Genomic DNA, 25468 nt, shown 5'->3' on the forward strand with positions numbered 1-25468 from the left:
AATCCTATCCAGATCGTTGCAATCAATGGTTCAACGCACCGCATAGCCGCCGTCGACGAGCAGGTCGGTACCGGTCACGAAGGAGGCGTCGGCAGAAAGAAGAAAGGCCGTCGCCGCCGCGATCTCGTCCGGCTTGGCGATCCGGCCAAGCAGATGCGCTGGGCCGAGCTGCCGGTTGGCTGCCTCGAGATCCGGCCAGCGCTGGAGCAACCGGGATGTTGCCACCGCGCCCGGCGAAAGACTGTTCACACGGATGCCATCATCCGCGTGATCGATCGCCATGGCCTTGGCGAGATGGACAAGACCGGCCTTGGCTGCGCAATAGGCCACCGCCTTGCCCGTCGCCACATGCGCGAACTGCGAAGCGACAAGCACCACCGAGCCACCGCCGGCCTCAACCATCAGCGGCAAAGCGAACTTGGCGGTCAAGAAAGCCCCCGTAAGGCTGACATCGAGTTCGCGGCGCCATTGCTCCTCGCTGAGATCGACCACCGTACCATCCAGCGACGGTGCCGCGGCATTGTGGACCAGGCCATCAAGCCGCCCGAACCGATCCCGCACCCTGCCGAGCGCATGCTCCATCGAGCGACCGTCGGTCACATCGCAACCGACGGCGATGGCGCTTGATCCGAGTTCTGCGGCCAGCAGGTTAATGAGGCCTTCCGTATGATCGGCACAGACCACGCTGGCGCCTTCGGCGACACAGCGCCGTGCAATCGCTACTCCGATGCCGCTTGCCGCACCCGTGATCATGACGATCCGGCCGGCCAACCTCGACAGCGATGGATCGGACGCGGTCGTCATGATGCCAGCACCGAGGAAAGGCCTTGTTTCGGCGGGAAGGGTCGCAGGCGCGGAATGAACTGGCCGCGACCGGGCCGAGACAGAACCTCTCCGTCATTCCAGACAAGCTCGCCGCGCGAGATCGTCATGACCGGCCAGCCACGCACCGTCTGCCCCGCGTAGGGCGTGTGGTCGGTGGCGTGATGCAGCATGTCGTTGTGGATGGTGACGGTGCGGTCCGGATCCCAGATAGCGATGTCGGCATCCGATCCGACCGCGATCAGGCCCTTGCGCGGATATAGGCCGAAGAGCCTTGCCGGAGCTGCGGAGGTCAGCTCGACGAACTTCTGCAGCGACATGCGCCCGCCATTTACGCCGGCCGAAAAGAGGAGCGCCAACCGCGTCTCGATGCCGGGAATGCCGTTCGGAATACGGTTGAACGGCGTGCCCGGCCCACCGGCGATCTTGTCCGCATAGTTCCACGGCGAATGATCGGACGAAAAGACCTCGAGCGTGCCGTCGAGAATGCCGCGCCAGATATCCGGCTGGTTCGACTTGTCGCGCGGCGGCGGCGTGCATACGCATTTCGAGCCCGAGAGATCATGCGTGTCGATGTCTTCGGCCGAAAGGAAGAGATATTGCGGGCAGGTCTCGGCGTAGATCGGCAGTCCCCGCGCCTTGGCGCGGCGGATCTCCTCGACCGCGCCGCCGGCCGCCACGTGGCTGACGAGGATCGGCGTTTCAATCAGCTCCGACAGGCTGATGGCGCGATAGGTGGCCTCGCGATCGCCAATCGCGGAATGGGCCTTCTCGTGGTAACGCAGCTGCGTCTTTCGGGCGGCGATGAATTTTTCCGTCAGCCAGCGGATGCAGGCGTCGTTTTCCGCATGCACCATCACCATGGCGCCGTGCGATCGGGCGACATCAAGGACGTTCAGCACCTCGTAGTCGTCGAGCTTCAGCCCGTCATAGGTGAGGTAGATCTTCATCGAGGTGCAGCCCTCGGCGATCAGAGACGGGATTTCGTCGCGCAGAACCTCCGGAGAGGGATCGCCGACGATCAGATGGATGCCGTAGTCGATATGCGCTTTCGGCCGCGCGCGCTCGTGATAGTCCGCCACGATGTCCCGAAGGGACTGGCCGCGCATCTGCATGGCGAAGGGAACGACGGTGGTCGTACCGCCGCATAGGGCGGATAGCGTTCCGGTATTGAAGTCGTCTGCCGTCGCCTTGCCTTCCCAGGGCTGCTGGTCCATGTGGCAGTGGCTATCGACCCCGCCAGGCAGCACGAGCCGCCCTTCGGCCGAAATCTCCTGCCGGCCTTCCGCCAGGCCTATGCCGATGGCGGCAATTTTCCCGTCGCGGATTCCGATGTCGGTCTGAATGGTCTCGGTCGGGAGAACCACCTGTCCACCGCGAATGACGAGATCGAAGGAAGTGACTTTAGTCATTGTTTCACTCCGGAAGCCAGGCAATCGGGTGCCGCATCCACCATTTGCGGTTCGCTCTTGCGCCGCAGGTTGAAACACGCGCCTACCGACACCAGCGCGGCACCGCTGCCGAGCATGATGAAGAGCGCATAGGGCGCCACGTAATCCATGAGGCCGGCGGCGACGCCCGGCGTCATGACATTGCCGATCGAATACAGCAGCAGGAGGCCGCCCGACGCCGACACCATATGCCGGCTATCGATCTGCGAATTGGCGAAGGCGATGCCGACGGGATAAATGGTCAAGGCGGTCGCGCCGTAAAGGAAGAAGAGCACGAAAAGCACTGGCACATGGGCGTCGGCGAGCATGATGATGCCGCCGCAGAGCGTTGCGGCAAGCACGCCCTGGACGAGAAGCATCCAGCGGCGATCGAGCCGGTCGGACAACCAGCCCACCGGCGTCTGGGCAAGCATGCCGCCCATGCTGAAGGCCGTCACCAGGCCGACCGTGGTTGCAGCGGGAAGCGCGATCTTGGCGCCGTATAGCGGCGTCAGCGCGAAGACGTTCATATTCGTCATGCCGGCCTGAAAGACGGCGATGATGGTGACGGGTGCCAGAATGACGAGCTTCCACAGGCCATACCGCTGATCTGCGGCCGACACATCGACCTGCAGTGGCTGGACAGTGCGAACCGGGAGCGCCGGCCACGGGCGCCCCGCAAACCGGCAGTAAAGGGTGCCGGCCGTGATCGTCAGAGCCCCCATTAGGAAGAGATATGGCGAATGCGGACCTGCCGCCTCGACCATCAGCTGGCCGAAGAGCACGGCGAGCGAGGTCATCATCATGTAGAGCGAGAAATACGCGCCGCGATTGCTCTGGTCTGCGTAGAGGTTGATCCAGCTCTCCGAGACGACGAACAGCACGGCCATGGCAAAGCCATTGAGAAGACGCAGCACAAGCCAGACGGGGGTGGCCATCGTTGCCATGTAGCCGAAGCCGGTGAAAGCGGCAAGGAAACTGACAAACAGAAAGGTACCGCGGTGACCGGCGCGGGCGACCAGAAAACGCGCCGCCAGGCAGCCGGCAAGAAAACCGACGGGAAACCCGGTCAGGAGAAGCTGCACGACGCCGGGATCAATACCCGGCAGGCTGAGACTGAGCGAAATCGAAGTCGTCAGCAGGCTGTTTCCCGTGCCGATGACGCAGATCGCCACCATGACAGGCACGAGCGCGCGGAAGCGCGCCGCCTTCTTCCAGAAGCTCGCCTCGATGGAGGTCTCGGGACTCATTCGTTCCCCCCTGTCGCCAAGACGTAGATCGGCCGCTCGGCGCGCAGCCGTTCTTCTTCGATATGGCAGGCGATCTGATGCGTCTTCGACATCTGCCGGATCGGCGGCGCGACGGTGTCGCAGATGGCGCCGACCTTTCGATGACAGCGGGTTGCGAAACGACAGCCGGCCGGCACGTTGACCGGGCTCGGCGTTTCGCCGGTCAGTCGGATTCGTTCGCGCGGCGCTTCGTCGAAATTGGGGCTGCGGATCGCCGAAATCAGCGCTTCGGTATAGGGATGCGTGCCGCGACCGAACACCTCCTCGACCGTACCCTGCTCCATGACCTTGCCGAGATACATCACGACGACCTTGTCGGCGACATGCCTGACCAGTGCCAGGTCGTGGCTGATGAAGAGCATGGTGGTGTGCTTCTCCTTCTGGATATCGAGAAGGAGCGTCACGACCGCCGCCTGCACGGAGACATCGAGTGCTGATACCGGTTCGTCGGCGACGATGAGCGACGGATCGGCAGCAAAGGCGCGAGCGATCGCGATGCGCTGCTTCTGGCCGCCCGAGAGCTGGTTCGGCTTCCTATCGGCAACCGTCGGCGAGAGCCGCACCATCTCCAGGAGTTCGCGGACCCGCTCCTCGATAGCGGCTTTGCCCTTGCGGATGCCGAACTTCTTGATCGAACGGCGGATGGAAAAGGCTGCCGAGTGCGACGGGTTGAGCGTGCTGTCGGGATTCTGGAAGATCATCTGGATCGATTGCAGCATGTTGCGCGGCCGCTGCCGCGCCTGCAGCTCGGCGATATTTTCGCCTGCCATGCGGATCGATCCCGACGTGGCGCTGTCGAGCCCTGTGACGATGCGGGCCAGGGTCGACTTCCCGCAGCCGGATTCGCCGACCAGGGCGACGATCTCGGCCTTGCGCGCGCCGAAGGAGACGGCCTCGTTGGCCTTGACGGTCTTGTCGGCGCCAATCCTGTAGAGCTTCGTGACATCGGAGAGCGCGATTGCCTCTTCCTTCGGCACGACCTGGGCGCGTTCAACGGGGAGGCTTCGGACCGACCGTTCCATTTCCGGCCAACGGGCGCAGCGCACCAGATGGTCGGCACCTGCCTCGGTCAGCGCAAGGCCGGGGTTGTCGCAAAGGCCGGCGGTAAATCCGGCACAGCGCGGCGCGAAGAAACAGCCTACCGGCCGCTCCTGCGGCAGAGGGATATGGCCGGGGATCGCGGCCAGCGCGCGGCTGTGCTTGCCGCTGCCGATATCGGGAATGCAGTCGATCAACCCCTGCGTATAGGGGTGGCGCGGCCGGCGGAAGAGATCGCCGGTCGTGCCCTCCTCCACCATCTCGCCGGAATACATAATGCCGACACGGTCGCAGGTTTCGGCGATCAGGCCGAGATTGTGCGAGATGAAGAGCAGGCTGGTGGAGTAACGGCGGCGGAGCTCGCCGATCAGGTCGATGACCGCAGCTTCGACCGTAACGTCGAGACCCGTCGTCGGCTCGTCGAGCAGCAGCAGCGAGGGCCGCGCCAAAAGTGCCATGGCAATGACGGCGCGCTGCTGCTGGCCGCCCGACAGCTGATGCGGATACCGCTTCAGCATGTCGCCGGCATCGGGCAGGCGAACGTCGTCGAGCATGGCCGCAGCCATTTCCATCGCTTCGGCCTTGGTCGATCCGAGATGCAGCAGCGGTACTTCGGCCAGTTGCGACCCGATCGTCTTGACCGGGTTGAGTGCGCTCATCGGATCCTGATATACCATGGCGATGCGCCGGCCGCGGATCGCGCGCAGTTCCCTTTCCCTGGCGCCGACGAGTTCCTTGCCATCGAAGCGGATGCTGCCACCCGCGATCACGCCGGTATTGCCGAGATAGCCCATGATCGCCATGGCCGTTGTGCTCTTGCCGCAGCCGGATTCCCCGACGAGGCCGTAACTCTCGCCCGGGCGAACGCTGATGGATAGCTTCGGCACCGCAACGACTGTCTCGCTCTTGCCGCGGAACTCGATCCTGAGATCCCTGATATCGAGCAGCGGTTCTAGCTCGGAGTTTGGAGCATCGGACATTGCGGCCCCTTGCAGGTTGGAGACAGAGAGGTTCATGGCTTCCATGCCTCGCGCATGCCATCGGCCAGCAGATTGAAACCGAGAACGAGGCTGACAAGGGCGGCGGACGGAATGAGCGACATCAGCGGCCAGACATTGAGGACGGTGACGCTTTCCTTGACCATGCCGCCCCAATCCGGGTTCGGTGGCGGGAGGCCAAGGCCGAGGAAGCCGAGAATGCCGATGGTGATGATCGTATAGCCGATGCGTAGGCAGGCATCGACGATCAGCAGGCTGCGGCAATTGGGCAGCAGTTCGACAAGCATGATGTAGAGCGTGCTCTCCGCCCTGAGCTTGGCGGCGGCGATATATTCCTGCTCCTTGAGGCCGAGCACGAGGCCGCGGGTGATGCGGCCGATGCCAGGCGACGAGGCGATCGTCGTCGCGATGACGATATTGAGCACCGAAGGCCCGATATTGGCAATCAGGATCACGTAGATGACGAGGACGGGGAAGGCGAGCACGATGTCGGAGAAGCGGCTGATCAGCGTGTCGATCCAGCCGCCGTAGTAGCCGGCGACCATGCCCATGGCGATGCCGACGATCATGGCGACGGCAACCGACAGCGGCGCGACGAAGAGCACGGTGCGCGCACCGAAGATCAGGCGAGCGAGCACGTCGCGGCCCAGAATATCAGTGCCGAGCCAATGGGTGGCCGATGGAAAAGGATTGCCCATCGCCATCACATCCGAATCCGTCGGCGACGGCAGCGGCAGGACGGGCGCGAGCACCGCGGCTGCGACCCAGAAGACGACGAGGAAGAGGCCGACGATCGCAGTCTTCGAATGAAATATTCGCATCCAGTTCGGCCGCGCGGCGCGCTTGGCGGCTGCGACCTTGATCCCGTCGATATTGTCTTGAACTGCCATGGCCTATTTCACCCGGATACGTGGATCGAGCAGCATGTAGCCGAGATCGCCGAGCAGCTGCGTGACGACGGCGACGGCGACGGTGATCAGCGTTGCAGCTTCCAGCGTGGCGATATCGCCGAAGAGGCTGGCGTCGAGGATCAGCCGGCCGAAGCCGGGGTATGCAAAGACAAGCTCGGTGACGACAACACCGCTGATCAGAAAGTTGATCTGTAGAAGCAGCACTGTGAAAGGCGCGATCATGGCGTTGCGAAGTGCATGGCCGAGCACCATGCGGCGGGTGCTCATACCCTTCAGCACGGCGGTACGGATATAGGGCCGTTCCATGACGCCGATCATGGAGACGCGGATCATGCGGGCGACGTAGCCGAAATCGTAGATCACGAGAACCGCGACGGGCAATACGAATTGATAGGGCACCGCCCATCCGCCGTCATTGTTGAGCGGGCTCGTTCCAGGCAGGACCGGCCAGAGAATGACGAAGAGGGTGACCAGGAAGACCCCGGATGCAAACTCGGGAATCGACGTGAAAGTGATGCAGATGACCGACAGCGTCCGATCAAGCACGCCGCCCTCCTTCAGACCCGAGAGGATGCCGAAGATGATCGACAGCGGCACAATCAGAAGGAAGGCCAAGCCGGCGAGGATCGCCGTATTGCCGAGCCTGCTCCAGATCACGTCGTTGACCGGCAGCTTGTTCAGCGTCGAATAACCGAAATTGCCGAAATACTGCGCCCCGCGCGGATCCTTGAAATTGAGCCCGGTGCTTGGGTCCTGCAACGGATCGGGGATTGCGCCGACAAGGACGCCAAGCCAACGGCCGTAGCGGACGATCAGCGGATCGTTTGCCTTCAGCTTCTCGCTCAGGATATCGACCTGCTGCTGCGTGGCAAATGGACCCAGAGATTTGCGAGCCACGCTGCCGGGCGTGAATTCACAGACGGCAAAGACCAGGAATGACGCACACAGCATGGTGAGCAGCATCATGATCAGCCGTTTCAGAAGGAATTTCGACATTGCACCATCAGTCCGATTTTCTCACATGGGCCGGCAGACGATCGCCCTGATATTGCGGGCGACCGTCCAGAGGCTTGATCAGGCGGAGATCGCGTATTGATGCGCGAAGATGTACTGCGAGGGATGGAGCTCGAAGCCCTCCACCTTCTTGTCCATCACTGTCGAGAAGACGCGCCAGAAGGGCTGAACGATCGGCCCGTCATCCTGCATGATAAGCTCGATCTTCTCGATCACCTTGCTGCGTTCCTTCGGATCGAGGATGCCCTCGGCCTGGGTCAGCAGCTTGTCGAATTCCGGATTGGCATAGTGGGATTCGTTCCAGGCAGCGTTGGAGCGGTAGGCGAGCGACAGCGTCATGATGGCAAGCGGACGATGGCCCCAGGCCGTCAGGCTGAAAGGCGCTGAAGTCCAGACTTCCCAATACTGCGCGCTCGGCAGCGACTTGATGTTGATCTTGACGCCGATATCCGCGAACTGCTGGGCAAGCACCTGGGCGGTGTTGAGCTCCCAGATCGGATCGGGACGCGTTACCATGTCGAATTCGAAGCCGTTGGGATAGCCGGCGTCGGCGAGCAGCTTCTTTGCCTTTTCGATGTTGCGCGGATATTTCGGCAGCGGCGCATATTCGGGATGCGACGGCGCGACATGATGGTCTTCGGCCGGCGTGCCCGCGCCCAACAGCGATGTCTGGATGACCTTCTCGCGGTCGATGGCGAAGCGCATGGCCTGGCGGACGCGCTTGTCCTTGAACTGCTCGACTTCGGGATGCATGCGGGCGACGACTGTCTGCGTCGTCTCAACCTTGTAGACCGCCACATGCGGGAAGTTCTTCATCGAGCTGATCTGGACTGCGTCGGCTTCCGACAGGCCATCGACCTGCTTGGAGGCCATGGCGGCAATGCCTGCGCCCGGATTGTCGCCGAGATCAACGAATTCGAAGGTCGAGAGATAGGGACCGGTGCCCCAATAGTCGGTGCGTGCCTTATACTTCGCACCCTTCCCAACAGTGTATTCCGTCATTTCGAACGGGCCCGTGCCGTTGGCGTCGGCGCCGAAGGAGCCGTTGTCGGCCGGATCCAGGATGAACATCGGATAATGATAGAGATGTTCCGGAACGGCGATCTGCGGTGCGTAGCAGTTCAGGCGGACCGTGTAATCATCGACCTTCTCGATGGCATTGTCCGACCAGAGCTTGCTGGACTTCTTCGGGTTGCCCTTGTCGTCCTTTTCGCCGCCGTCATACTCCTGCACCAGGTAGCCGGTGAAGAGACCGAGAACCGACGAGCCGACCTTGGGGTCGCTGACGCGCTTCAGGTTCCATACGACGTCATCCGCATTGAGTTCGCGGCCGCCCTTGCGCCACTTGACGCCCTTGCGGACATGCAGCGTCCAGGTCTTAAGGTCGTCGCTCACATCCCATTTTTCGAGAAGGTAGGGATGGGTGATATTGTTGCGGTCGGTGAAGGTCAAATATTCGCATACCTGGCGAATGACGTTCGATTTTTCAGCGAAGTCCGCCAGGTGTGGATCCTTGATTTCCATGCAGCGCATGCCGATGCGCAAGTTGCCGCCCTTAGGCATGTCACCCGCCTTGGCGGCGCTAGAAGACTGCGGAAGACCTGCCAGCGAATAGGCGGCCGCCGCGGAGAGGCCGAGGAGCGTCGATTTGCGCAGGAAATCCCTGCGATTGATGCTTCCTTCTGAAAGTTCGTTGATAAGCGTCGGAATATAGGAGTGCTGATTCTTGTCCAAGACTGTAATCTCCGAGTTCGTGCAAACTGTTCCCATGATCGTTCTGAACGCGAAGCGGCGCAGTGACCTGCGGCTTCGACCTGCGCGGATCTGATGTCCGTTTTCGCCGTCGACCCAAACTTAGTGGCAATAGCCGCAAGACAGAATGCACTGAGACGACGCGAAATATGCGTGATCCGACATATTGTTGCGCCGCACCGACGTGGATTAATCTTCGGAAAGCCCGGCGCGCGGCCAAGGCCGGGAGGCATCAACGCCGGCGGCAAGCCGCCGGCGTCTCGCCGAAATGCTGGCGGTAAAACCGACTGAAATGGGAGGGCGTGTCATAGCCGCAGACGCTTGCTATATCCGCAACGCTCAGGCCGGTATGAACCAGCAGCTCCTTGGCCCTTGCCATGCGTAGATCGATGTAGAATTGCGACGGACTTTTATGCAGATGGGTCCGGAACAGCCGCTCCAATTGTCTTGGCGAGATGCTGACGCTATCGGCAAGTTCGGAAATCTCGATCGGATCGGAAAGGCTGCTTTCCATGCGGCGGACGACGAAACCCAGCTTGGCGTTTCTGATCCCGAAACGATCCTCGGGCACCATGCGCTGCGCGTCATCCTGCCGCCGCATGCGGGGGTGATTGAACTGATCGGAAATCTGCTCCGCAAGATCCCGCCCCTCGATGGCAGCGATGAGATAAAGCATCATGTCCAGCGTGACCGTGCCGCCCGACGATGTTATCAGCCGCCCATCGACGGCGAAGATGTCGTCGGTTGCAAGGCAGTTCGGGAATTCGCTGCGGAAAGCATGCAGCGATTCCCAATGGATCGCACATCGGCGGCCCTCTAGCAATCCCGCCCGCGCCAGGTAAAACACCGCCGTGCTGACGCCGCCCAGCACGCAGCCTTCGGAATAGATGCGGCGCAGCCAAGAAAACAGGGCAGCATCGTAGCCATCCGAGTAATTGACGCCCGCGAAGACAAGCAGGATATCGCATTTCGGGGCCTGCGCCATGGAATAATCGGCGGGAAAGGCAAGTCCGCTGCTGGACTTGGCATCGGCTCCGTCGGTCGAAATCAGCACCCATTCAAAGGCCTTGCGCTTGACCAGCCGGTTCCCCTGACGCAGGGAATCAAGTGCGGCGGAAAACGTCATCAGTGGATAATCGGTCGCAAGAAAGAAGCCGATCCGGACTGGCCGTTCCGTGTGCTTCAACTGGCTGAAAGAGAAGAGCTGTCGGGTCATGCGACCAGATATACCGCATCACTTTACGATGGGAAATCCGACGTGATGCAAACCCGTCCTGGGTGGGTACTTATGGGTAATTGCAAGCTCCGCCGGACGGATACGAAGCTGGCGCTGGCTCCGCTTTTGAAGGATTCGAGCCGTCCGAAATCAACATCGCGATCGATAACGATAACGTTGTTGTCATGAAGCGCAGGCGCAATAGTAGAGCCATTCGCCTTCGGCCGGCGATGACACGCTCGGCCGAACAAATAGTCTCTTACTTTGAGTGGTGAAGCATCGGTTCGAGCTCAGAGTCAAAAAGGCATCCCGGTGAACTCGACGAATTACAGCACTCGCACGCGCGCTTCATCACTCATTTGTCCGGCGGTCAGGGTTGAGTCGACCTGCTCTCCACAGTCGATGAGGCGAATTTTCTTCGTAGCCGAGCTTATCGAAACTTGCGACTTCGAGTATTAGTCCCCACGGCGCCCGAAGGTAGATCCAGTTGAAGCCCGCCAAAGGGCCTGTTTCCACCAGTTTGGGGCCGTCAAGCATTTCGATGCCCTGCGCACGCAGGCGCTCCTCCGAAGCATGCACATCTTCGACTTCAAAGCACAGGTGCATGCCGCCGACCTCCGACGGCCGCTTGGGTCGTGAGGCTTCTTCCCCGTCATATTCGAACAGCTCGACGCTCGTTCCCTCGCCACAGCGCAGAAAAACCAGGTCGCGAATGGTTGATTGCGCAGATGCGCCGAGCTTATTCTTCATGAAATCCTGATTGACATCGAACGGCCCGGTGCGGAAGACCTCGATGGCACCGAAGACAGCTTGGAAGAACGCGATGCCTTCGTCGATATCTGGTACCGTGATGCCAATATGGTGCATGCCATAGATTTTGTCCGTCATGTTATCGTCCTCATCGCAATGCGGGTAAATGACTGAAACTTTGATGTTTTGCGGCTCGCACGCCTGATCTATCGGGAGACCTCTCGTCTGCGCACCGTCGAATAGATGAGCGCGGCGACGACAATCAGGACGCCCTGGAAAAGATACTGATAAGTCTGTGTAAGTCCCAAGAACGTCACCGCGTTGAGGACTTCGGTGAGCAGGACGGCGCCAAGTATCGTTCCGACGAACGTCCCGCGCCCGCCCGTTAGGCTAGTTCCGCCAAGAACCACAGCCGTGATGCTGGAAAGCGTGTAGTTGATGCCCTGACGAGGGTCGCCGACGCCAATCTGAGTCATCAGCATTACCGCGCCGAGGCTAGTCAGCAATGAGCAGGCGATATACCCCATAATGAACGTCAGATCGACCCGAATGCCGGTCCTGCGGGAGGAGTGCTCGTCCGAGCCGATCGCCCTCAAGCGCCAGCCTGCCTTCGTTCGGCGCAATATATATTCCCCAACCCCGGCGACAGCCACCAGCGTGAGGAAAGCAACAGGGAACGGACCCCATTGCCAGTTGACCCAATCCGTGACGGCGGAGCTTATGTAGCCATCCGGGTTGTCGCGTAGAAGGAAGCTCAAGCCTTGTATAGCGATATACATGGCGAGCGTCGCCGCGATGGACGTAAAGTTCGCGAAACGTATCAGGACCCCGTTAATTGTCCCGGTAATGAATGCGCCCGCGAACATCAGCAGGAATCCTGCCAGCATCATGACCGCAGACTTGTCATCATTGATGAAGAAGGACGCGACGACGACGAGGAAGCCGGCAAGCGGGCCGACAGAGAGATCGATGCCGCCCATTAGCAATGCTACCGTCTGCCCCATCGCGATGAAGCCCAGTGCTGTTGCGAGGAGGAAAATGTTGTAGATATTGTAGACCGAAAGGAAGTTTTCGTTCTGGCCGTACACATAGAGCCCGAGAAGGACTGTGACGAGAGCCAAGGGAACGGCCGGCGCATTATCGGACTGCAGGAAATGCGCGATCCAACTTGTTTTCGCCGCCTTGACCCTCGAAGCGCTTCCGCCGCCGTGCGTTTCTGCCTTGACGGCTGCCGCTACTATGCGCTCTTCCGTGACTTCGTTACCGACTAAAGTCTCGACGAGATGTCCTCTCGACATCACGACCACCTTGTCGCAGAGCCCCTCAAGTTCGACCGCGTCGGATGAATTCACTATAACGGGTGTCCCCGAAGCCGACACTTCCCGGAGAATGCGGTAAATTTCAAACCGCGCCCCAACATCCACGCCCTGCGTCGGTTCATCGGCAATGATGAGGCCCGGCTCCGACAAAAGCGCTCGGGACATTACTACTTTCTGTTGGTTTCCGCCGGATAGCGACAGAATTGGCGCTTCCATGCTGGGAGTTTTTACCGCCAATTCACCGAAGATGGACTCGACCTGAGCGAGCTCCTTTTTTCGGCTAATGATTCCGCCGACCGCAAACTTCTCAAGCGCCGAAAACGTCGCGTTTTCGCGAACAGTCAAGCCGCTTGCGACACCTTCAATGTGCCGGTCCGAAGGCATGAAGGCGGCTTCGCGCAACAATTCGTGCTGATTGAGCACGCGACCGCGCAGAGTAATCGTACCCTCCGTCGGCTGTAACCCAGCGAGCACGCGCATAAGCTCCGGCTGCCCGTTACCCGCCACGCCGGCAACGCCGACGATCTGGCCGCGGGGCACATCAAAGCTCACATCCGTTAGATCCTTCGAGTTCGCCCCGGCGATGGAAAAGCTTATCTCTTCGGAAGCCCGTTGAGACTTCGGCGGAAAAGCTGCCTTGAGCGTGCGCCCCACGATGAGGCTCACGAGATCGGCATCGCTGATGTTCCGCACCAGTTCTGCACCGCGGACGCGTCCATCGCGCAACACAGTGACCCGGTGGGCGATCTGTCTAAGCTCAGCAAGACGATGTGTAATGTAGATGACGGAGGTCCCGGCGCCGACAATCTCACGGATTCGATCAAACAACATGTCTGTCGATTCCTGATCGAGAGAGGCGGTTGGCTCGTCAAGAATGAGAACCTTCGGCTTGAGTGCGAGCGCTTTTGCAATTTCGAGCAAATGCTTCTGCGCCACCGTCAGGCTATCGGCGCGCATGCGTAGCGGCACCCGCAGCCCAACCGTATCCAAGACCTGCTGCACGACCTCTTGTGGTGGCCGGCCCGAGAAAACGGATGCGGGCAACGCCACCCGTAGATTTTCCAGGATAGAGAGGTCTTCGAGAATGGCGGGATGCTGAAAGCAGATGCCGATGCCGTGAGACTTCGCCACCTCAGGAGTCATTTGATGGATGGGCTGCCCTTCGAAACTGATCTCTCCTTCCGTCGGCTGAAGTATTCCCGAGATAATATTCATTAGCGTCGACTTGCCGGCACCATTCTCGCCGAGAATCGCATGCACCTCGCCTGGGTAGAACTCGACGCTCACATCGCTGAGTGCCGGAACGACCGAGAAATACTTGTAGATGCCAGCTAGTCGGATGACCACGTCTCCCGTGCCCGCCTCGATCTCTTTAACCCCTAGTTCCGCCATATCCTGTTATCCGTCTTGGGAAGCCTACCCGGAGGGTTTTCCCTCCGGGGAATTTCATGCATGTATTTCGATCACCGGCCGACGACCTTGGCTTGATCTTCGGCCGGGAGCTCAGAGGACATGTAAATCGCGCCTGGCAAATCCTTGCGGCACAGAACCGTATTCGGCTTGCCCGATACAGAGTCCTCGAAAGCCGGCGCCTTGAAGATTGCGTCCTTCGGCTTCTCGCCGCCCGTTGCAAGTGCGACGGCCCATTGTACAGCGAGCCTCACATTGTCATTGCCAGTCGCGACCGTGAACAGCTTGAAATCCGGATTACTTGCTTGGTTGTCATGCCAGAAGCAGCCTAGCGAATTGCCGTCGGAGGTCGCGAGCGCGGGGATCGACTTGCCCTGCTTGGTGAATGTGGGCAACGCGCCAACCAATGACGGGCCGAAGTCGGAGACGATGACGTCGATCTTGGCATTCTTGGCAATTTCCGCCGTCAGGACCTTCTGGGTCAGCGCCGGATCCCAGTTGGTGACATCGAAAGGCTGCGCATTGACGAAAACATATTCCGGACCCAAAACGCTCTTCAGACCCTTGAGTTCGTCCAATCCCTGACTGTTACCTGCCGGTCCGCTCAGGAACAGCACGTTTCCACCCTTCGGAAGGACGCTCTTGATCCATTTGCCCCAGGTCGCCCCGTCGTTTTCGAAGGACGAGCCAATGAACTTGGAATAGTTCACACCCTCCTTGCCGCCGACTGCCACGCGATAGGGCACGATGATCTTGCCCGACTTAAAGACACTGGTTATCGCCGGAAGCACAGCGGGGCCGGCGTCACCGAATACCACGAGCGCATCAACGCCCTTCGCTGCCATGCTCTTGATGTCCGAGATGGACTTCTGTGTGTCGCCCTGACCGTCCGCATATTCGTACCTCGTGATGCTGGGGCAAAGCTCCACCGTCTGCTTACCAGAGGCCGTCGTCACCTGCCGCCAACTGTTGCCGCCGTAACCGTCGAGCAGCGCTAGCGTTGCCTTCTTTGGTCCGCACCAGGAAGGCGCCTCAGCTTTGGCCAGGTTGGCGCTGCCGAGTGCCATAACCGCCGCCCCAACGGAGACGGCTAAGCCCTTCGCAAAATTAGAATATTTCATTTCTTCTCCTCCACATTTTTTGTTCCAGCCGCTTGTCTTACGTTTACGCTCCAGCGGAGTGAGTAAACACCGATGCCAAAACCCAGAGCCAAGGCCTGAATGATGGTTTGAGCCGAAAACGGAACCCCGACTGAGAGTGCGAATTGGCTCAATTGGTTAAGGAAGAACGCCGCGATTACCGTCGAGATCGGATATCCTCGCCCGCCGAGGAGCGAGGTCCCGCCAAGAACCACGACCGCAACGGATGGCAGCAGCAGGCTGTCACCCTGAAAGGCAGTCGGCTCGCGAGTGATGCCAGCGATCAGAATGCCGGCCAGGCAGTAAAGAAGCTGCGCGTAGACATAAGCCATCATCCGGTGGAGACGCACACGAAGCCCGGCGGCTCGCCCCGCCAATGGATTGGCGCCAATCGCCTCAAATCTCCGCCCGACCACTGTCTTCTTGAGCAAGAACGAGACGATGGCGGTGGCACCAAGCGCGAAGTAGACCGAGTTCGGAAGCCCCAATGTCTCGCCGCCTGCAATCTCGGCGAGAAGGTTCGTGGTGATCGAGGGAACACCACCGGATGTCGCGAACACTGCTCCATAAAGCAGGGCGTTGGTACCGATCGTTGCAATGATAGCGTTCAGCCGAAAGAAGCTCGCGAGGATGCCGTTCAGGAAGCCTGCGACGAGGGCGAACGCGATCGCGAGCAACACGGCTTGATAGAGCAGCCCATCATCCTGATGCGGATGATGCGTTGAAACGACCACAGCAAGCGAAACAGCTCCGGGGAGCGAGAGATCGAAACCACCCTGTTGCACAACCAGTAACTGCCCCAAGCCAACGATGGCAATGGTCGCCGCAAAAGGCAGACTTCCCGATAGCGCCCCCCAGGAAACGCTCGAAGGCGCGAAGAGCAGGCACACGACGAGAAGAACGAGTGTCGAGAAAACGACTGTCACGAAGCTTCGAGCCAACGGCGTTGACAATATTGTCTCCCTGGGAAATGCATTTGAAGCAATGGGGGTAGCGTTCGTCATCCAAGTCCGCCTTTCACACTGATGTTCGCGGCAACACCCTCGCGCCCCCGACGCAAAGGCCGCGCAGCGCGTTCGGTAGACGCCAAAAGAGATGTCAGACCGGTGTCAGAGTTCGCGGTTGCTATCCGGCCAATCTGCAGCCGATCCGGCACTTTCTGACCGGTCACACCGTCGACGAGGCAACAGCTTTACGCGAGCCTTTGGCGCTTCCGCGTGGTCAAAATAGTATCCGCTACAGGCGCTTCCTGCTTCTGCGAGCCAATTGCGAATACTGTCCCAGTTGAGTGTGCCTACCGCTTTCATGTTCCCTCCTCCTCCTCAGAATCAGCTGCTGCAGAGATGCAGACCGTCCGATTGCAGTTGCCCTATCCGCGAGCGCCGATCGTTGGTCGCCATTCGTAGATGCTGATGCTCGAATAGACTTCGTGGAGGACAAAAGGATCCTCCGCACTGAACCGACGCATCTCTTCGAGCGAGACGACATCCGCTACGACAACTCCCCCGCTGCCTTTGCCGGCTTCGTCGAGGATCGGTCCGGATTGGACGATGCAGAGTCGGCCCGATCGCAGATGGCGCTTGTGATCCTCCAGATAGGCCGCGCGTGCCGCCGCCTTTTCGGGATTGGAAATAGCGACGCGAACCGCAAGCATGACTTCTAGCTCCTCACCAGCCAAATCGTCCTTCCGTCTCCCCCGACATGCGGACATTCCAAATATCCCAGAAGTAATGGTAGACGGAGTAAAGCCAAAGAAAACAACGGAATTATCCATTTTGGACTTCTGGATAACTGCACGGTTTCCCACCGAAATTCGTCGAGGCGCCGCCGGTCGACAGTGCCCCGCCATAACTCATGCGGCCCTCGGCGCGTCTCCACGGAAAACGCGTTCGAGCAAGTCGGTCAATGCGCGCTTTTCCAATGTGCGGGGGTTCCAATAGGCGTTCGACATCGCGTGATCGACGGCGGCCTCGACACTGTCATCGGGCATTCCAAGGTTCTTCAACGACATCGTTGCGCCGAGCCCACTGGCAAGGTCGAAAAGTCCTGCAGCCGGATCGGCAATGCCGAGAGCCTTGCCCAGCCGAGCCATCGCCGCCGGCGTCGCGTCGGCGTTGTAGGCCACCGCATGCGGCAGGACTGCCGTGTGCATCTGCGCATGCGGCAGATTGAACATGCCCCCCAGCGTATGACAGAGCTTGTGGTGCAATGCCATGCCGACGGAGCCAAGGCAAACGCCGCAAAGCCAGGCGCCGTAAAGCGCATCCGCGCGGGCGTCCTCATCTCTCGGGTTCGAATGGATGCGCGGCAAGGCGCGGGCGATCGCCCCGATCCCCTCTTCCGCCATGAGCGAGATGATCGGATTGGCCTCCCTCGCGTAAAGCGCCTCGACGGCGTGGGCGATCGCATTGATGCCGCTGGTCACGGAAAGGGAAACGGGCAACGTCAGCGTCAGATCGACGTCGTAGACGATGACTTCCGGAAGAATGCGCGGATCCGACTTCGTGACCTTGCGGCCGCTCTCGGTCTCGCCGAGGATCGGGGTTGCTTCCGAGCCCGCATAGGTGGTCGGCACGACGATCTGCGGCAAATCGGTGCGAAAGGCGATGGCCTTGCCGAGGCCGGTCGTCGACCCACCTCCAATGGATAGCAGCGCATCGACGGCATGTTGTTCCACAAATCGCATGGCATCGGTCGTCACCTCGACGGGGGTATGCATCTGCGCCTTGGAATAGGTCGCGACGACGTTGGATCCCATATGCCGCGCGATATCAGCCGCCTGCTCGGCTTGCTCAGGCGTGGAGAGCACAAGGATGCGTCGCGCCTTCAGCCGTTCGGCCTCTTCGGGAAGGCGCACGACCGTGCCGCGCCCGAAGATGACCCGGCCGGGGTTTCCATTGTAGACGAAGTTTTGCAATTCCTCGCTCCTATCGTGTCTGACGAGGCCGTGCGAGCACGAAGTCATAGTCCGAGCGCCAGAGCGTGTTTCCGCTCTCGACACGCGTGAACGGCGCGACAAGCGTCTTCTTGACCCCGAACACTGTATCGGAATTCAGATAGGGATCGCCGCCGACGAAGGTGTGCGTCACCAGCTTCTGGAACCCTTCCGCGCGAACCATGTAGTGCATATGCGCCGGCCGATACGGGTGGCGGCCGAGGCTGTTCAGCATCTTGCCGACCGGCCCGTCATCGGGAATCGGATAGGAGACGGGCTTGATGCCGACGAAGCTGTAGCGTCCATCCGCGCCTGTCACGAAGACGCCCCTGTTGTTCCACTTCGGTTGGATATCGGGCTGCTGGACGTCGTAATAGCCTTCCGCGTTGTCGGACCAAACGTCGATCTTGGCTCCTGCGACCGGATTGCCATCGAGATCGAGCACGCGTCCGATGAAGAGACAGCTTTCGCCCTTGCCGTCCAGGCAGATCTGATCGCCCATCTGGCGAACGGGGCAGCCCTCGACATGGAAGGGGCCGAAGACCGTGTTCTCGGTGGCGCCGGACGGACGCCGGTTATTGATCGCATCGACCAGCATCGACAGGCCGAGCGTATCGGACAGAAGGATGAACTCCTGCCGCTCCTGCGTGCAGATCTGCCCGGTCCGCGTCAGAAAATCGATGCCAAAGTCCCATTCATCCTGGGTCAAGTTGATCTCGCGTGCGAAGTTGTGGAGATGCTTGACGAGGCAAGCCATCACCTCTGCGAGGCGCGGATCGACATCCCTGCCCATTCGGGCGTTGACGGTCGCGACCGAGTTCTCCTCGGTGAAAAAGCCGGACGGCGACGTGCTCGCGCTCGCTTGCTCGGACATATGCTGCACTCCTGACATCCTAAGGTATGATCCGATCCGCTCGCAGCCGATCGAACGCATCTGTGAACGAGCTTGTCGTATCCTGATAGTCGAGAAAGCCGAGCTTGCGGCTGCGGCCCATGTCATTGAACGTCTCGATCTGGCGACCGAGATCCGCATCCGAATGCCAGAAAGAGGCCACGCGCGAGAGCGCGTTCGGCTGGAGATCGAACTTCTTGACCATCTCGTCCCAGATCGGCCCCGCTCCGCCCATCTGTTCTTCCAGCGGCGTGGGTACTCCCGAGTAAGGCGCAGCTTCGAGACCGAAGTAATTCGCGAGGCGCGGCCAAAGCCATTTCCAACGAAACACTTCGCCGTTGACGACATTGAACGCGAGGTTGGCGGCTGACTTCGTCGTCGCTGCCCATTTGAGATGTTTCGCTAGCAGCCTGGCATCGGTAACGTCCGTTGCCGCCTGCCACTGCTCGGGCGAACCGGGGAAGACGAAAGGCCGGCCGGTTTCCCGGCAGATGGAGGCGTAGACCGCAAGTGTGGCAGCCATGTTCATCGCGTTTCCGACCGCATAACCGATCAGCGTATGCGGGCGATGAATGGACCAAGTAAAGCCGTCCCTCGCGGCGGCCGCAAAGATTTCGTCTTCCTGCACATAGTAGAAGTTTTCTCCCGGCAGGCGTTCCTGCTCCTCGCGGAACGGCGTCTCCGGCTGCGTCTTGGCGTAGGATTCGAAGGGGCCAAGGTAATGTTTCGTGCCCGTCGTCAGGGCAACATGCTCCACCCCTCGCCCCTGCAAGGCATCGAGCACATTGCGAACGATCGCACCATTGACCTCGCAATTCTTTGTCTCGGTCTCCTGACGCGACCACGCGGTGATGAAGACATGGCTCGGTCTCGCTTCCGTCAACGCCGTACGAACGGAATTGGCATCGACGAGATCGCAGATCAATGTCTTCACGCCTGCGATCGGGCTTCGCGACCGAGACAGGCCCGATACCGTCCAACCGTCTTCAGCCGGAAGATTTTCGGCGAGATTGCTTCCGGTGATCCCGGTAACGCCGACTATAAGTGCGTGTTTGTTCATGGCTCAACCATTCAGCAGCGTGATTTTGATGCTCTTCGTCGGATCCTGGCCAAACGAGAAGGCGTTGACAGCATCGGTCAGCGCGAAATCGTGCGTCTGGATCGGCGACAGATCGATGCCCGTCCGCTCAAGGAAGCGAATGGCGGCCGGCCAGACGCCGGGAGATCCGATGCAGCCACGCACGGTCAGGTTCTTCATCTGTATCTGGCCAATGACGGCAGGCACTTTGCGTCCGATGTTGATCCCTACCATCGACATCCGGCCCTCTTCGCGGGCATAGTCGAACGCCGCCGCCAAGGATGCGTCATGGCCGGATGCCTCGATCACCAGATCGGCACCATGCCCTCCGGTCAGTTCACGAATTTTCTCGGCGGCATCTCCATCCGAGGGGTCAATGGCCCTATCCGCTCCGAGGCGCTTTGCCACTTCGCGCCGCGATGCAAGCGGATCGACGACGATGACGCGAGCGCCCATGCCGATCGCTGCTGCGGCCGATACCAGCCCGATCGTACCGCCGCCGGAAACGACGACGGTTTCGCTGGCATTCGTGCCCCCCGAGCGCAACACGGCGTAGAAGCCGCAGGTAAAGGGCTCGATCAGCGCGGCCTTCTTGTCATCGACGGCATCGGGCAGCTTGTGAAGCCATTCCGGATTCACGGCGAAGAATTCGCGATCCGCGCCGCTCATGGAGAAACCGAAATGGTGCAGCCGCTCCGGGGTGCGCACAACACACTCCCCAACAACGCGGTCGCCCTTCTTGAAGCCGGTCACATTGCGGCCAACCTCGACGATTTCACCACTCCATTCGTGGCCGGGCGTGACCGGATAGGAGATCGGGATGATGTAGCGTCCGGCCAGCAACTCGTAATCGGAGTGGCAGATGCCGACTGCCTTCGTGTGAACCAGGACCTCGTTGGGCGACAGGTCAGGCATGCCGATGTCGACGATTACGGGCTTTTCCGGGGCCTCGAAAACCAGAGCTTTCACGTCTTCCTCCTCAGACCTGTACCAGGGCGCCGCTCTGCGCAGACCGCACGATGGCTTCCAGCAGCGCAATATTGTTGATCATATCCTCGCCAGTGATCGGATAGTCGGCCTCGCCGCGAATAGCGCGGGCAAAGGCTCTAAGGTTGTCCCGAACCGGTTCGGCGGGCGACACCTCGCGGACAGTGATCGGCTGGTTCTTCCAGCCTTCGGTCACGACCCAGCCGTCGGGCGCTTCAACATGTGCCTTGTCGCGCACTTCGATCCATCCATCCGTACCGAAGACGGCGAAACGGGAGACGAAGGGCGTTGCGAGGGTTGCCGAGACGTAGGCCGTGCCTCCGCCGGCAAAGCGGATGTGCGCGCTCATCGTGTCGCCCTGCGGAATGCTCGAAGCAAGGTTCTCGCAAACAACGCGGACATCGGTAGCGCGGCCCATCAGCTTCACGGCAAGGTCCGTCAGATGAATCCCGGTCGCCGTCATGCCGCCGGCCGGGGCCTGTTCGGCCTTCAGCCGCCAGTTCGACGGGTCGAGGCCGAGAAACTTGTCGTGGCTGAAATTCGCTTCGATCTGCAGCAGCCGACCCAGTTTTCCGAGCTTGGCCGCCGCCAGGATTTCGGCGATCGGAGGTTCGAAACGACGCTCGTGGCCCATGCCAAGCACAAGACCAGCCTTTCGGCACAAAGCGACGGACGCTTCCGCTCCGGCTCTGCTGAGGTCGAGCGGCTTCTCGCAGAAAACGTGTTTCCCCGCCGCGACAACGCGCGCGATCTGCTCCCGGTGTAGCGAATGCGGCGTGGCAAGCACGACCGCCTCGATCGTCGGATCATTCAACGCTTCAGCCATATCCGGCGAATATTGCAGACCCATCTGGCCGGCGAATGCAGCCGCATCAGGGTTCGGATCGACACCGCGTACGAAATGCATCCGCGCGCCGCCGGCATTGACGATGCTCGCCATCTTTCGGCCCCACCAGCCGAGACCGACCAGGGCGGCGGTGACCGGGTTTTCCTCGATCATGGTCATCGATTGTCCACCCGCTTGTTGAATGGATGGATGTTGACGGCCTTCCACACACCCGCTTTGGTGAAAGGATCAGCCTTGTTGAATGCGACGATCTCTTCCTTGGTGTCGGCCTCGAAAACGAAGAGAGAGCCGATCATGGTTTCGTTGTCGTCCGCCAGAAGTGGACCGGAGATCACCGTCTTGGTCTTGCCGGTGGAAAGATAGGCCTTGTGGGCATCGTAGTTGGCGAGCCGCTTCTCGACGGCGCCCTCATGGTCGAGGCAATGAACAGCGTAATACATGTAAAATTCCTTTCGAATTTAAGCGATGGAATAGCCACCGTCGACCATCAGCAATTGGCCGGTGATGCCGCTCGCCGCATCGGAGAGCAGGAAGGCGACGGTGGAAGCAATTTCCTCGGGTTTGATCAGGCGATTGATTGGCGTGTCGTCCAACCATTTCTGCATGACGGCAGGTTGGGCGCGGCCGACTTCCGCCAGCATGACGGTATCCGTGTAACCGGGGCCGACGGCATTGACGCGCACACCCGACCTTGCCCATTCGGCCGCCAGAACACGGCACATATGGGCGACGCCGGCCTTCGAGACGTCGTAGCCGACATGGAGCTCCGGCCGAACAGCTTTGACGCCGGCGATCGACGCCGTCATCACGATGGCCCCTCGCCCCGCCTCGATCATGGATCTTCCGAACGCCTGCACGGTCCAGAAGACTCCGTCGAGATTGACGGACATGACGGTGCGCCAGTCGGCCTCGCTGTGGTCTAGCGCCGTGCGCTCATAGGACATGCCGGCATTGGCGAAGAGGCCGTCGAGGGGACCGAAGCGCTCGGCAACCTTTGCTGCCGCGGCCTCGACCGATGCCTTATCGGTAACGTTGAAGATGACGGCTTCCGCCGTTCCCCCCGCCGCACGAATGTCATCACGGGTCTTCTCCACCGAAGTATCGCGATCGGCAGCAACGATCGTTGCGCCGAGTGAGGCTAGGTACCGGCAGGTTGCGCTGCCGATGCCGCCGCCCGCGCCTGAGACCAGAAAGCTTCGTCCGCCGAGATCCATCGGATTCGTCATGATCAGGCCTTCATATCGACGAGAATCTTCATGTGGGTGGCCTTGGGATCGAGCAGCGCTTCGAAGCCTTTTTCGACCACGTCTTCCGGCGCGATTTGCGCAGTGACCACTTTTTCAACCGGGAAGATGCCGGCGCCGATCATCGAGGCAATGCGGGGCCAGATCTGAACGGGGTAGCACCACGTTGCCTCGACGGTGATATCCTTCAGTGCCCAGAGCATCGCATCGACCGAGGCCGGCCGCACATGCAGGCCGACCTGCACGACGGTGCCACGGCGGCGCACGGCCTTGGCGCAAAGATTGAGCGATGCCTCGGCGCCGACGCATTCCAGCGCGACGTCGACCCCCACACCCTCCTCCGTCTGATCGCGGAACAACTGGTCCGTATTCGTTTCGCGCGGGTCGAAGACGATCGCTTCCGGAACGAGCTGTTGCGCCAGAGCGCGACGGTTCGGGTTGAGCTCCGAGACAAAGATCTTCGTCGCGCCGGCCGCCTTGGCGGCCAACAGGACAAGCGCGCCGATCGGGCCGACGCCGGAGACCAGGACGCTGCTGCCGCTCGTCACCCCGCCCCGATCGACGCCGTATAGCGCGACGGCGGCCGGCTCGATCATGGCTGCCTGGACGTCCGAGACCGAGTCCGGCACGGGAATGGCGTTGTAGCCATTGATGACGGCGCGTTCCCCCATGCCGCCCCAATCCCAGGACAAACCGACGACCGCCATGTTTTCGCTGAGATGGAAGAGGCCGCGGCGGCCGTAGTAATCGTCGCGCGGCGAGATGAGCGGCTGGATGGAAACGCGCGAGCCCGGGGAGACGTGCGTGACTTTCTTGCCCACTTCCAAGACCCTGGCGGAAAATTCATGGCCGAGGATCTGCGGCAAAGTCGCGCCGGAATAGCGGTTGGGGGTGGCGGGCGTCACGATCGGTCCCGCGATGTATTCGTGCAAGTCAGTTCCGCAAATGCCGCAGACCAATGGCTCGATCAGCACCATGTCGTCGCCCAGCGGACCGCTTGGCGCGGGTACCTCTTCGACACGGATGTCTTTCTTGGAATAATATCGTACAGCTTTCATTGTCATGCCTTTCATGATTACTGTGCTGTGTAGCCACCGCCGCAGACCATGCTGTTGCGCGTCCCTAAACAGGTCTCGCCGGAAGCACGGATAAGGACGAAATAATGATCCTGGCCCATATACGGAGCGGCATCTTCCTCGCCGAAGCCGGTGATGATTGGGACCCTGTTGCTCAGCGGCCTCATGACGTCCTCCTCAGATCAGCACCATGCCGCCATCGACCATAACGGTCTGGCCGGTGACATAGTCCGACGCATCGGATGCCAGGAACGTGGTGACGCCCGCAATGTCCTTCGGTAACGAGACACGGCCGAGCAGGATTGATTGCGAGAACTCGTTGATCGCCTGTTCCGGCTTTTCTGTCAGCCCTCGCTCCAGGAATTCCCGGTCAAGTTGCTCCCAAAGTTCCGTCTTCACGACGCCTGGCCCGAAGCAGTTGACGGTGATCTTGTGCTCGGCGAGTGCACGGGCGGCTGCCTGGGTGATCGCAACGACAGCGAACTTGGAGGCGCAATAATGCGCAAACAATGGATAACCCTGTTTGCCTGCCACCGAGGCGGTATTGATGATCTTGCCGCCATGGCCCTGCGCGATCATTTGCTTTGCAGCCTCCTGGGTTCCGATCAGAACGCCAAGGCCGTTGACCTTCATAATCCGGTCGAAATCCTCTTCCGTGACCTTGAGAAATGGGCAGGTCTGGCTGATGCCGGCATTGTTGAACATGACGTCCAGCCGGCCGAAGCGAGATACTGTCTGGTCGATCAGGGCTTTGACGCTCGCACGGCTGGAAACGTCGACGGCAACGGCGATCGCGTTGTTACCGCCGGCGGAAATTTTCGAAGCCGTCTGCCGCGCGGCGTCGGCATTCAGGTCGGCGATGACGACATGTGCGCCTTTTTCGGCAAGGTCCGCGGCAATGCCAGCACCGATGCCGCGTGCTGCTCCGGTAACAATGACAACCTTGTTGTTGACCAACCCACTCATGGCATTTTCTCTTATTGACCGAGCGTTACGCGGGCATGCGGCCCCGCGGCCACGCCCGGTGACGCAGGAAGATTGATCCCAGCGACGCGGCACGAGCGGCGCAATTCATTCGGTAGATGACGAGGAGTTACTGGTGTCAGCGGCGCTGCGGACGCAGCAGTCGAATGCTCTCCGAGCGACAACTGCGCCAAAGGGTTGATGCCGCTGATCGCCTTACATCTCATCTCAATTCCTCCTCCGGTGAAATGATTAAACCGCTGGCAACAAAGTATCGCTTGCGGAGACACTTCGCACCCGCAGCATTTATATTTTGTTGACGGCTTTTATTCCTCCCACAGGAACCGCCGTGCGATCC

23 protein-coding genes are annotated in these 25468 nt (G+C 60.5%); all 23 read right to left on the reverse strand.

Features of this window, described 5'->3' with window-relative positions:
* Positions 1-30: 30 nt before the first annotated feature.
* Positions 31-804 carry an SDR family NAD(P)-dependent oxidoreductase gene (locus tag GA0061101_RS19670; RefSeq protein ID WP_037198028.1) on the reverse strand — a complete coding sequence of 258 codons (774 nt, stop codon included), beginning with the start codon at positions 802-804 and terminating at the stop codon, positions 31-33.
* On the reverse strand, positions 801-2234 hold the full coding sequence (gene hydA / locus GA0061101_RS19675) for a dihydropyrimidinase (RefSeq protein ID WP_037198027.1): 1434 nt from the start codon (positions 2232-2234) through the stop codon (positions 801-803). Before hydA ends, GA0061101_RS19670 begins: the two co-directional genes overlap by 4 nt.
* Positions 2231-3502 (reverse strand): MFS transporter, encoded by a 1272-nt coding sequence (locus GA0061101_RS19680; protein WP_051963748.1) that lies wholly within the window; start codon positions 3500-3502, stop codon positions 2231-2233. Before GA0061101_RS19680 ends, hydA begins: the two co-directional genes overlap by 4 nt.
* Positions 3499-5559 carry a dipeptide ABC transporter ATP-binding protein gene (locus tag GA0061101_RS19685; protein ID WP_342587922.1) on the reverse strand — a complete coding sequence of 687 codons (2061 nt, stop codon included), beginning with the start codon at positions 5557-5559 and terminating at the stop codon, positions 3499-3501. The genes GA0061101_RS19680 and GA0061101_RS19685 overlap by 4 nt, the downstream gene beginning before the upstream one ends.
* 32 nt (positions 5560-5591) lie before the next feature.
* Positions 5592-6467, reverse strand: coding sequence for an ABC transporter permease (locus GA0061101_RS19690; protein ID WP_037198026.1), 876 nt, complete (start codon positions 6465-6467; stop codon positions 5592-5594).
* A gap of 3 nt (positions 6468-6470) precedes the next feature.
* Complete coding sequence (locus tag GA0061101_RS19695; RefSeq protein WP_037198025.1) at positions 6471-7484, reverse strand: ABC transporter permease; 1014 nt, start codon at positions 7482-7484, stop codon at positions 6471-6473.
* Between the two features lie 78 nt (positions 7485-7562).
* Positions 7563-9236 carry an ABC transporter substrate-binding protein gene (locus GA0061101_RS19700; protein WP_037198024.1) on the reverse strand — a complete coding sequence of 558 codons (1674 nt, stop codon included), beginning with the start codon at positions 9234-9236 and terminating at the stop codon, positions 7563-7565.
* Positions 9237-9486: 250 nt separating this feature from the next.
* Complete coding sequence (locus tag GA0061101_RS19705) at positions 9487-10470, reverse strand: GlxA family transcriptional regulator (RefSeq protein WP_037198023.1); 984 nt, start codon at positions 10468-10470, stop codon at positions 9487-9489.
* Positions 10471-10821: 351 nt separating this feature from the next.
* On the reverse strand, positions 10822-11358 hold the full coding sequence (locus tag GA0061101_RS19710; RefSeq protein ID WP_092574568.1) for a VOC family protein: 537 nt from the start codon (positions 11356-11358) through the stop codon (positions 10822-10824).
* Between the two features lie 68 nt (positions 11359-11426).
* Positions 11427-13826, reverse strand: coding sequence for an ATP-binding cassette domain-containing protein (locus tag GA0061101_RS19715; RefSeq protein ID WP_208865018.1), 2400 nt, complete (start codon positions 13824-13826; stop codon positions 11427-11429).
* Positions 13827-14002: 176 nt separating this feature from the next.
* Positions 14003-15070 (reverse strand): substrate-binding domain-containing protein, encoded by a 1068-nt coding sequence (locus GA0061101_RS19720; protein WP_037198022.1) that lies wholly within the window; start codon positions 15068-15070, stop codon positions 14003-14005.
* Positions 15067-16092: an ABC transporter permease gene (locus tag GA0061101_RS19725; RefSeq protein WP_092574571.1), complete on the reverse strand. Its 1026-nt coding sequence runs from the start codon at positions 16090-16092 to the stop codon at positions 15067-15069. Before GA0061101_RS19725 ends, GA0061101_RS19720 begins: the two co-directional genes overlap by 4 nt.
* Positions 16093-16457: 365 nt before the next feature.
* On the reverse strand, positions 16458-16742 hold the full coding sequence (locus tag GA0061101_RS19730; protein ID WP_047563120.1) for a YciI family protein: 285 nt from the start codon (positions 16740-16742) through the stop codon (positions 16458-16460).
* A gap of 198 nt (positions 16743-16940) precedes the next feature.
* Positions 16941-18005 carry a maleylacetate reductase gene (locus GA0061101_RS19735; RefSeq protein WP_092574573.1) on the reverse strand — a complete coding sequence of 355 codons (1065 nt, stop codon included), beginning with the start codon at positions 18003-18005 and terminating at the stop codon, positions 16941-16943.
* 10 nt (positions 18006-18015) lie between these two features.
* Positions 18016-18897: an intradiol ring-cleavage dioxygenase gene (locus GA0061101_RS19740; RefSeq protein ID WP_051963733.1), complete on the reverse strand. Its 882-nt coding sequence runs from the start codon at positions 18895-18897 to the stop codon at positions 18016-18018.
* Between the two features lie 19 nt (positions 18898-18916).
* Positions 18917-19975, reverse strand: coding sequence for an SDR family oxidoreductase (locus GA0061101_RS19745; RefSeq protein WP_092574576.1), 1059 nt, complete (start codon positions 19973-19975; stop codon positions 18917-18919).
* A 3-nt stretch (positions 19976-19978) separates the two neighbouring features.
* A complete protein-coding gene (locus GA0061101_RS19750) occupies positions 19979-20962 on the reverse strand; it encodes a zinc-dependent alcohol dehydrogenase (protein ID WP_092574578.1) in 984 nt (327 codons plus the stop codon).
* A 10-nt stretch (positions 20963-20972) separates the two neighbouring features.
* Entirely contained in the window at positions 20973-21986 is a 1014-nt protein-coding gene (locus GA0061101_RS19755; RefSeq protein ID WP_092574580.1) for a Gfo/Idh/MocA family protein, read from the reverse strand.
* Positions 21983-22267, reverse strand: a complete 285-nt coding sequence (locus GA0061101_RS19760) for a YciI family protein (RefSeq protein WP_037198012.1) — start codon at positions 22265-22267, stop codon at positions 21983-21985. Before GA0061101_RS19760 ends, GA0061101_RS19755 begins: the two co-directional genes overlap by 4 nt.
* An 18-nt stretch (positions 22268-22285) precedes the next feature.
* Positions 22286-23053 (reverse strand): SDR family NAD(P)-dependent oxidoreductase, encoded by a 768-nt coding sequence (locus tag GA0061101_RS19765; protein ID WP_092574582.1) that lies wholly within the window; start codon positions 23051-23053, stop codon positions 22286-22288.
* Positions 23054-23055: 2 nt separating this feature from the next.
* Positions 23056-24129 carry a zinc-binding dehydrogenase gene (locus tag GA0061101_RS19770; RefSeq protein ID WP_092574584.1) on the reverse strand — a complete coding sequence of 358 codons (1074 nt, stop codon included), beginning with the start codon at positions 24127-24129 and terminating at the stop codon, positions 23056-23058.
* A gap of 17 nt (positions 24130-24146) precedes the next feature.
* Positions 24147-24314 carry a hypothetical protein gene (locus GA0061101_RS39475; RefSeq protein WP_156143652.1) on the reverse strand — a complete coding sequence of 56 codons (168 nt, stop codon included), beginning with the start codon at positions 24312-24314 and terminating at the stop codon, positions 24147-24149.
* A gap of 10 nt (positions 24315-24324) precedes the next feature.
* Positions 24325-25113, reverse strand: coding sequence for a glucose 1-dehydrogenase (locus GA0061101_RS19775; protein WP_037198011.1), 789 nt, complete (start codon positions 25111-25113; stop codon positions 24325-24327).
* Positions 25114-25468: the final 355 nt, after the last annotated feature.

It is taken from the genome of Martinezella lusitana (genome assembly GCF_900094565.1).
Lineage (GTDB): Bacteria > Pseudomonadota > Alphaproteobacteria > Rhizobiales > Rhizobiaceae > Rhizobium > Rhizobium lusitanum.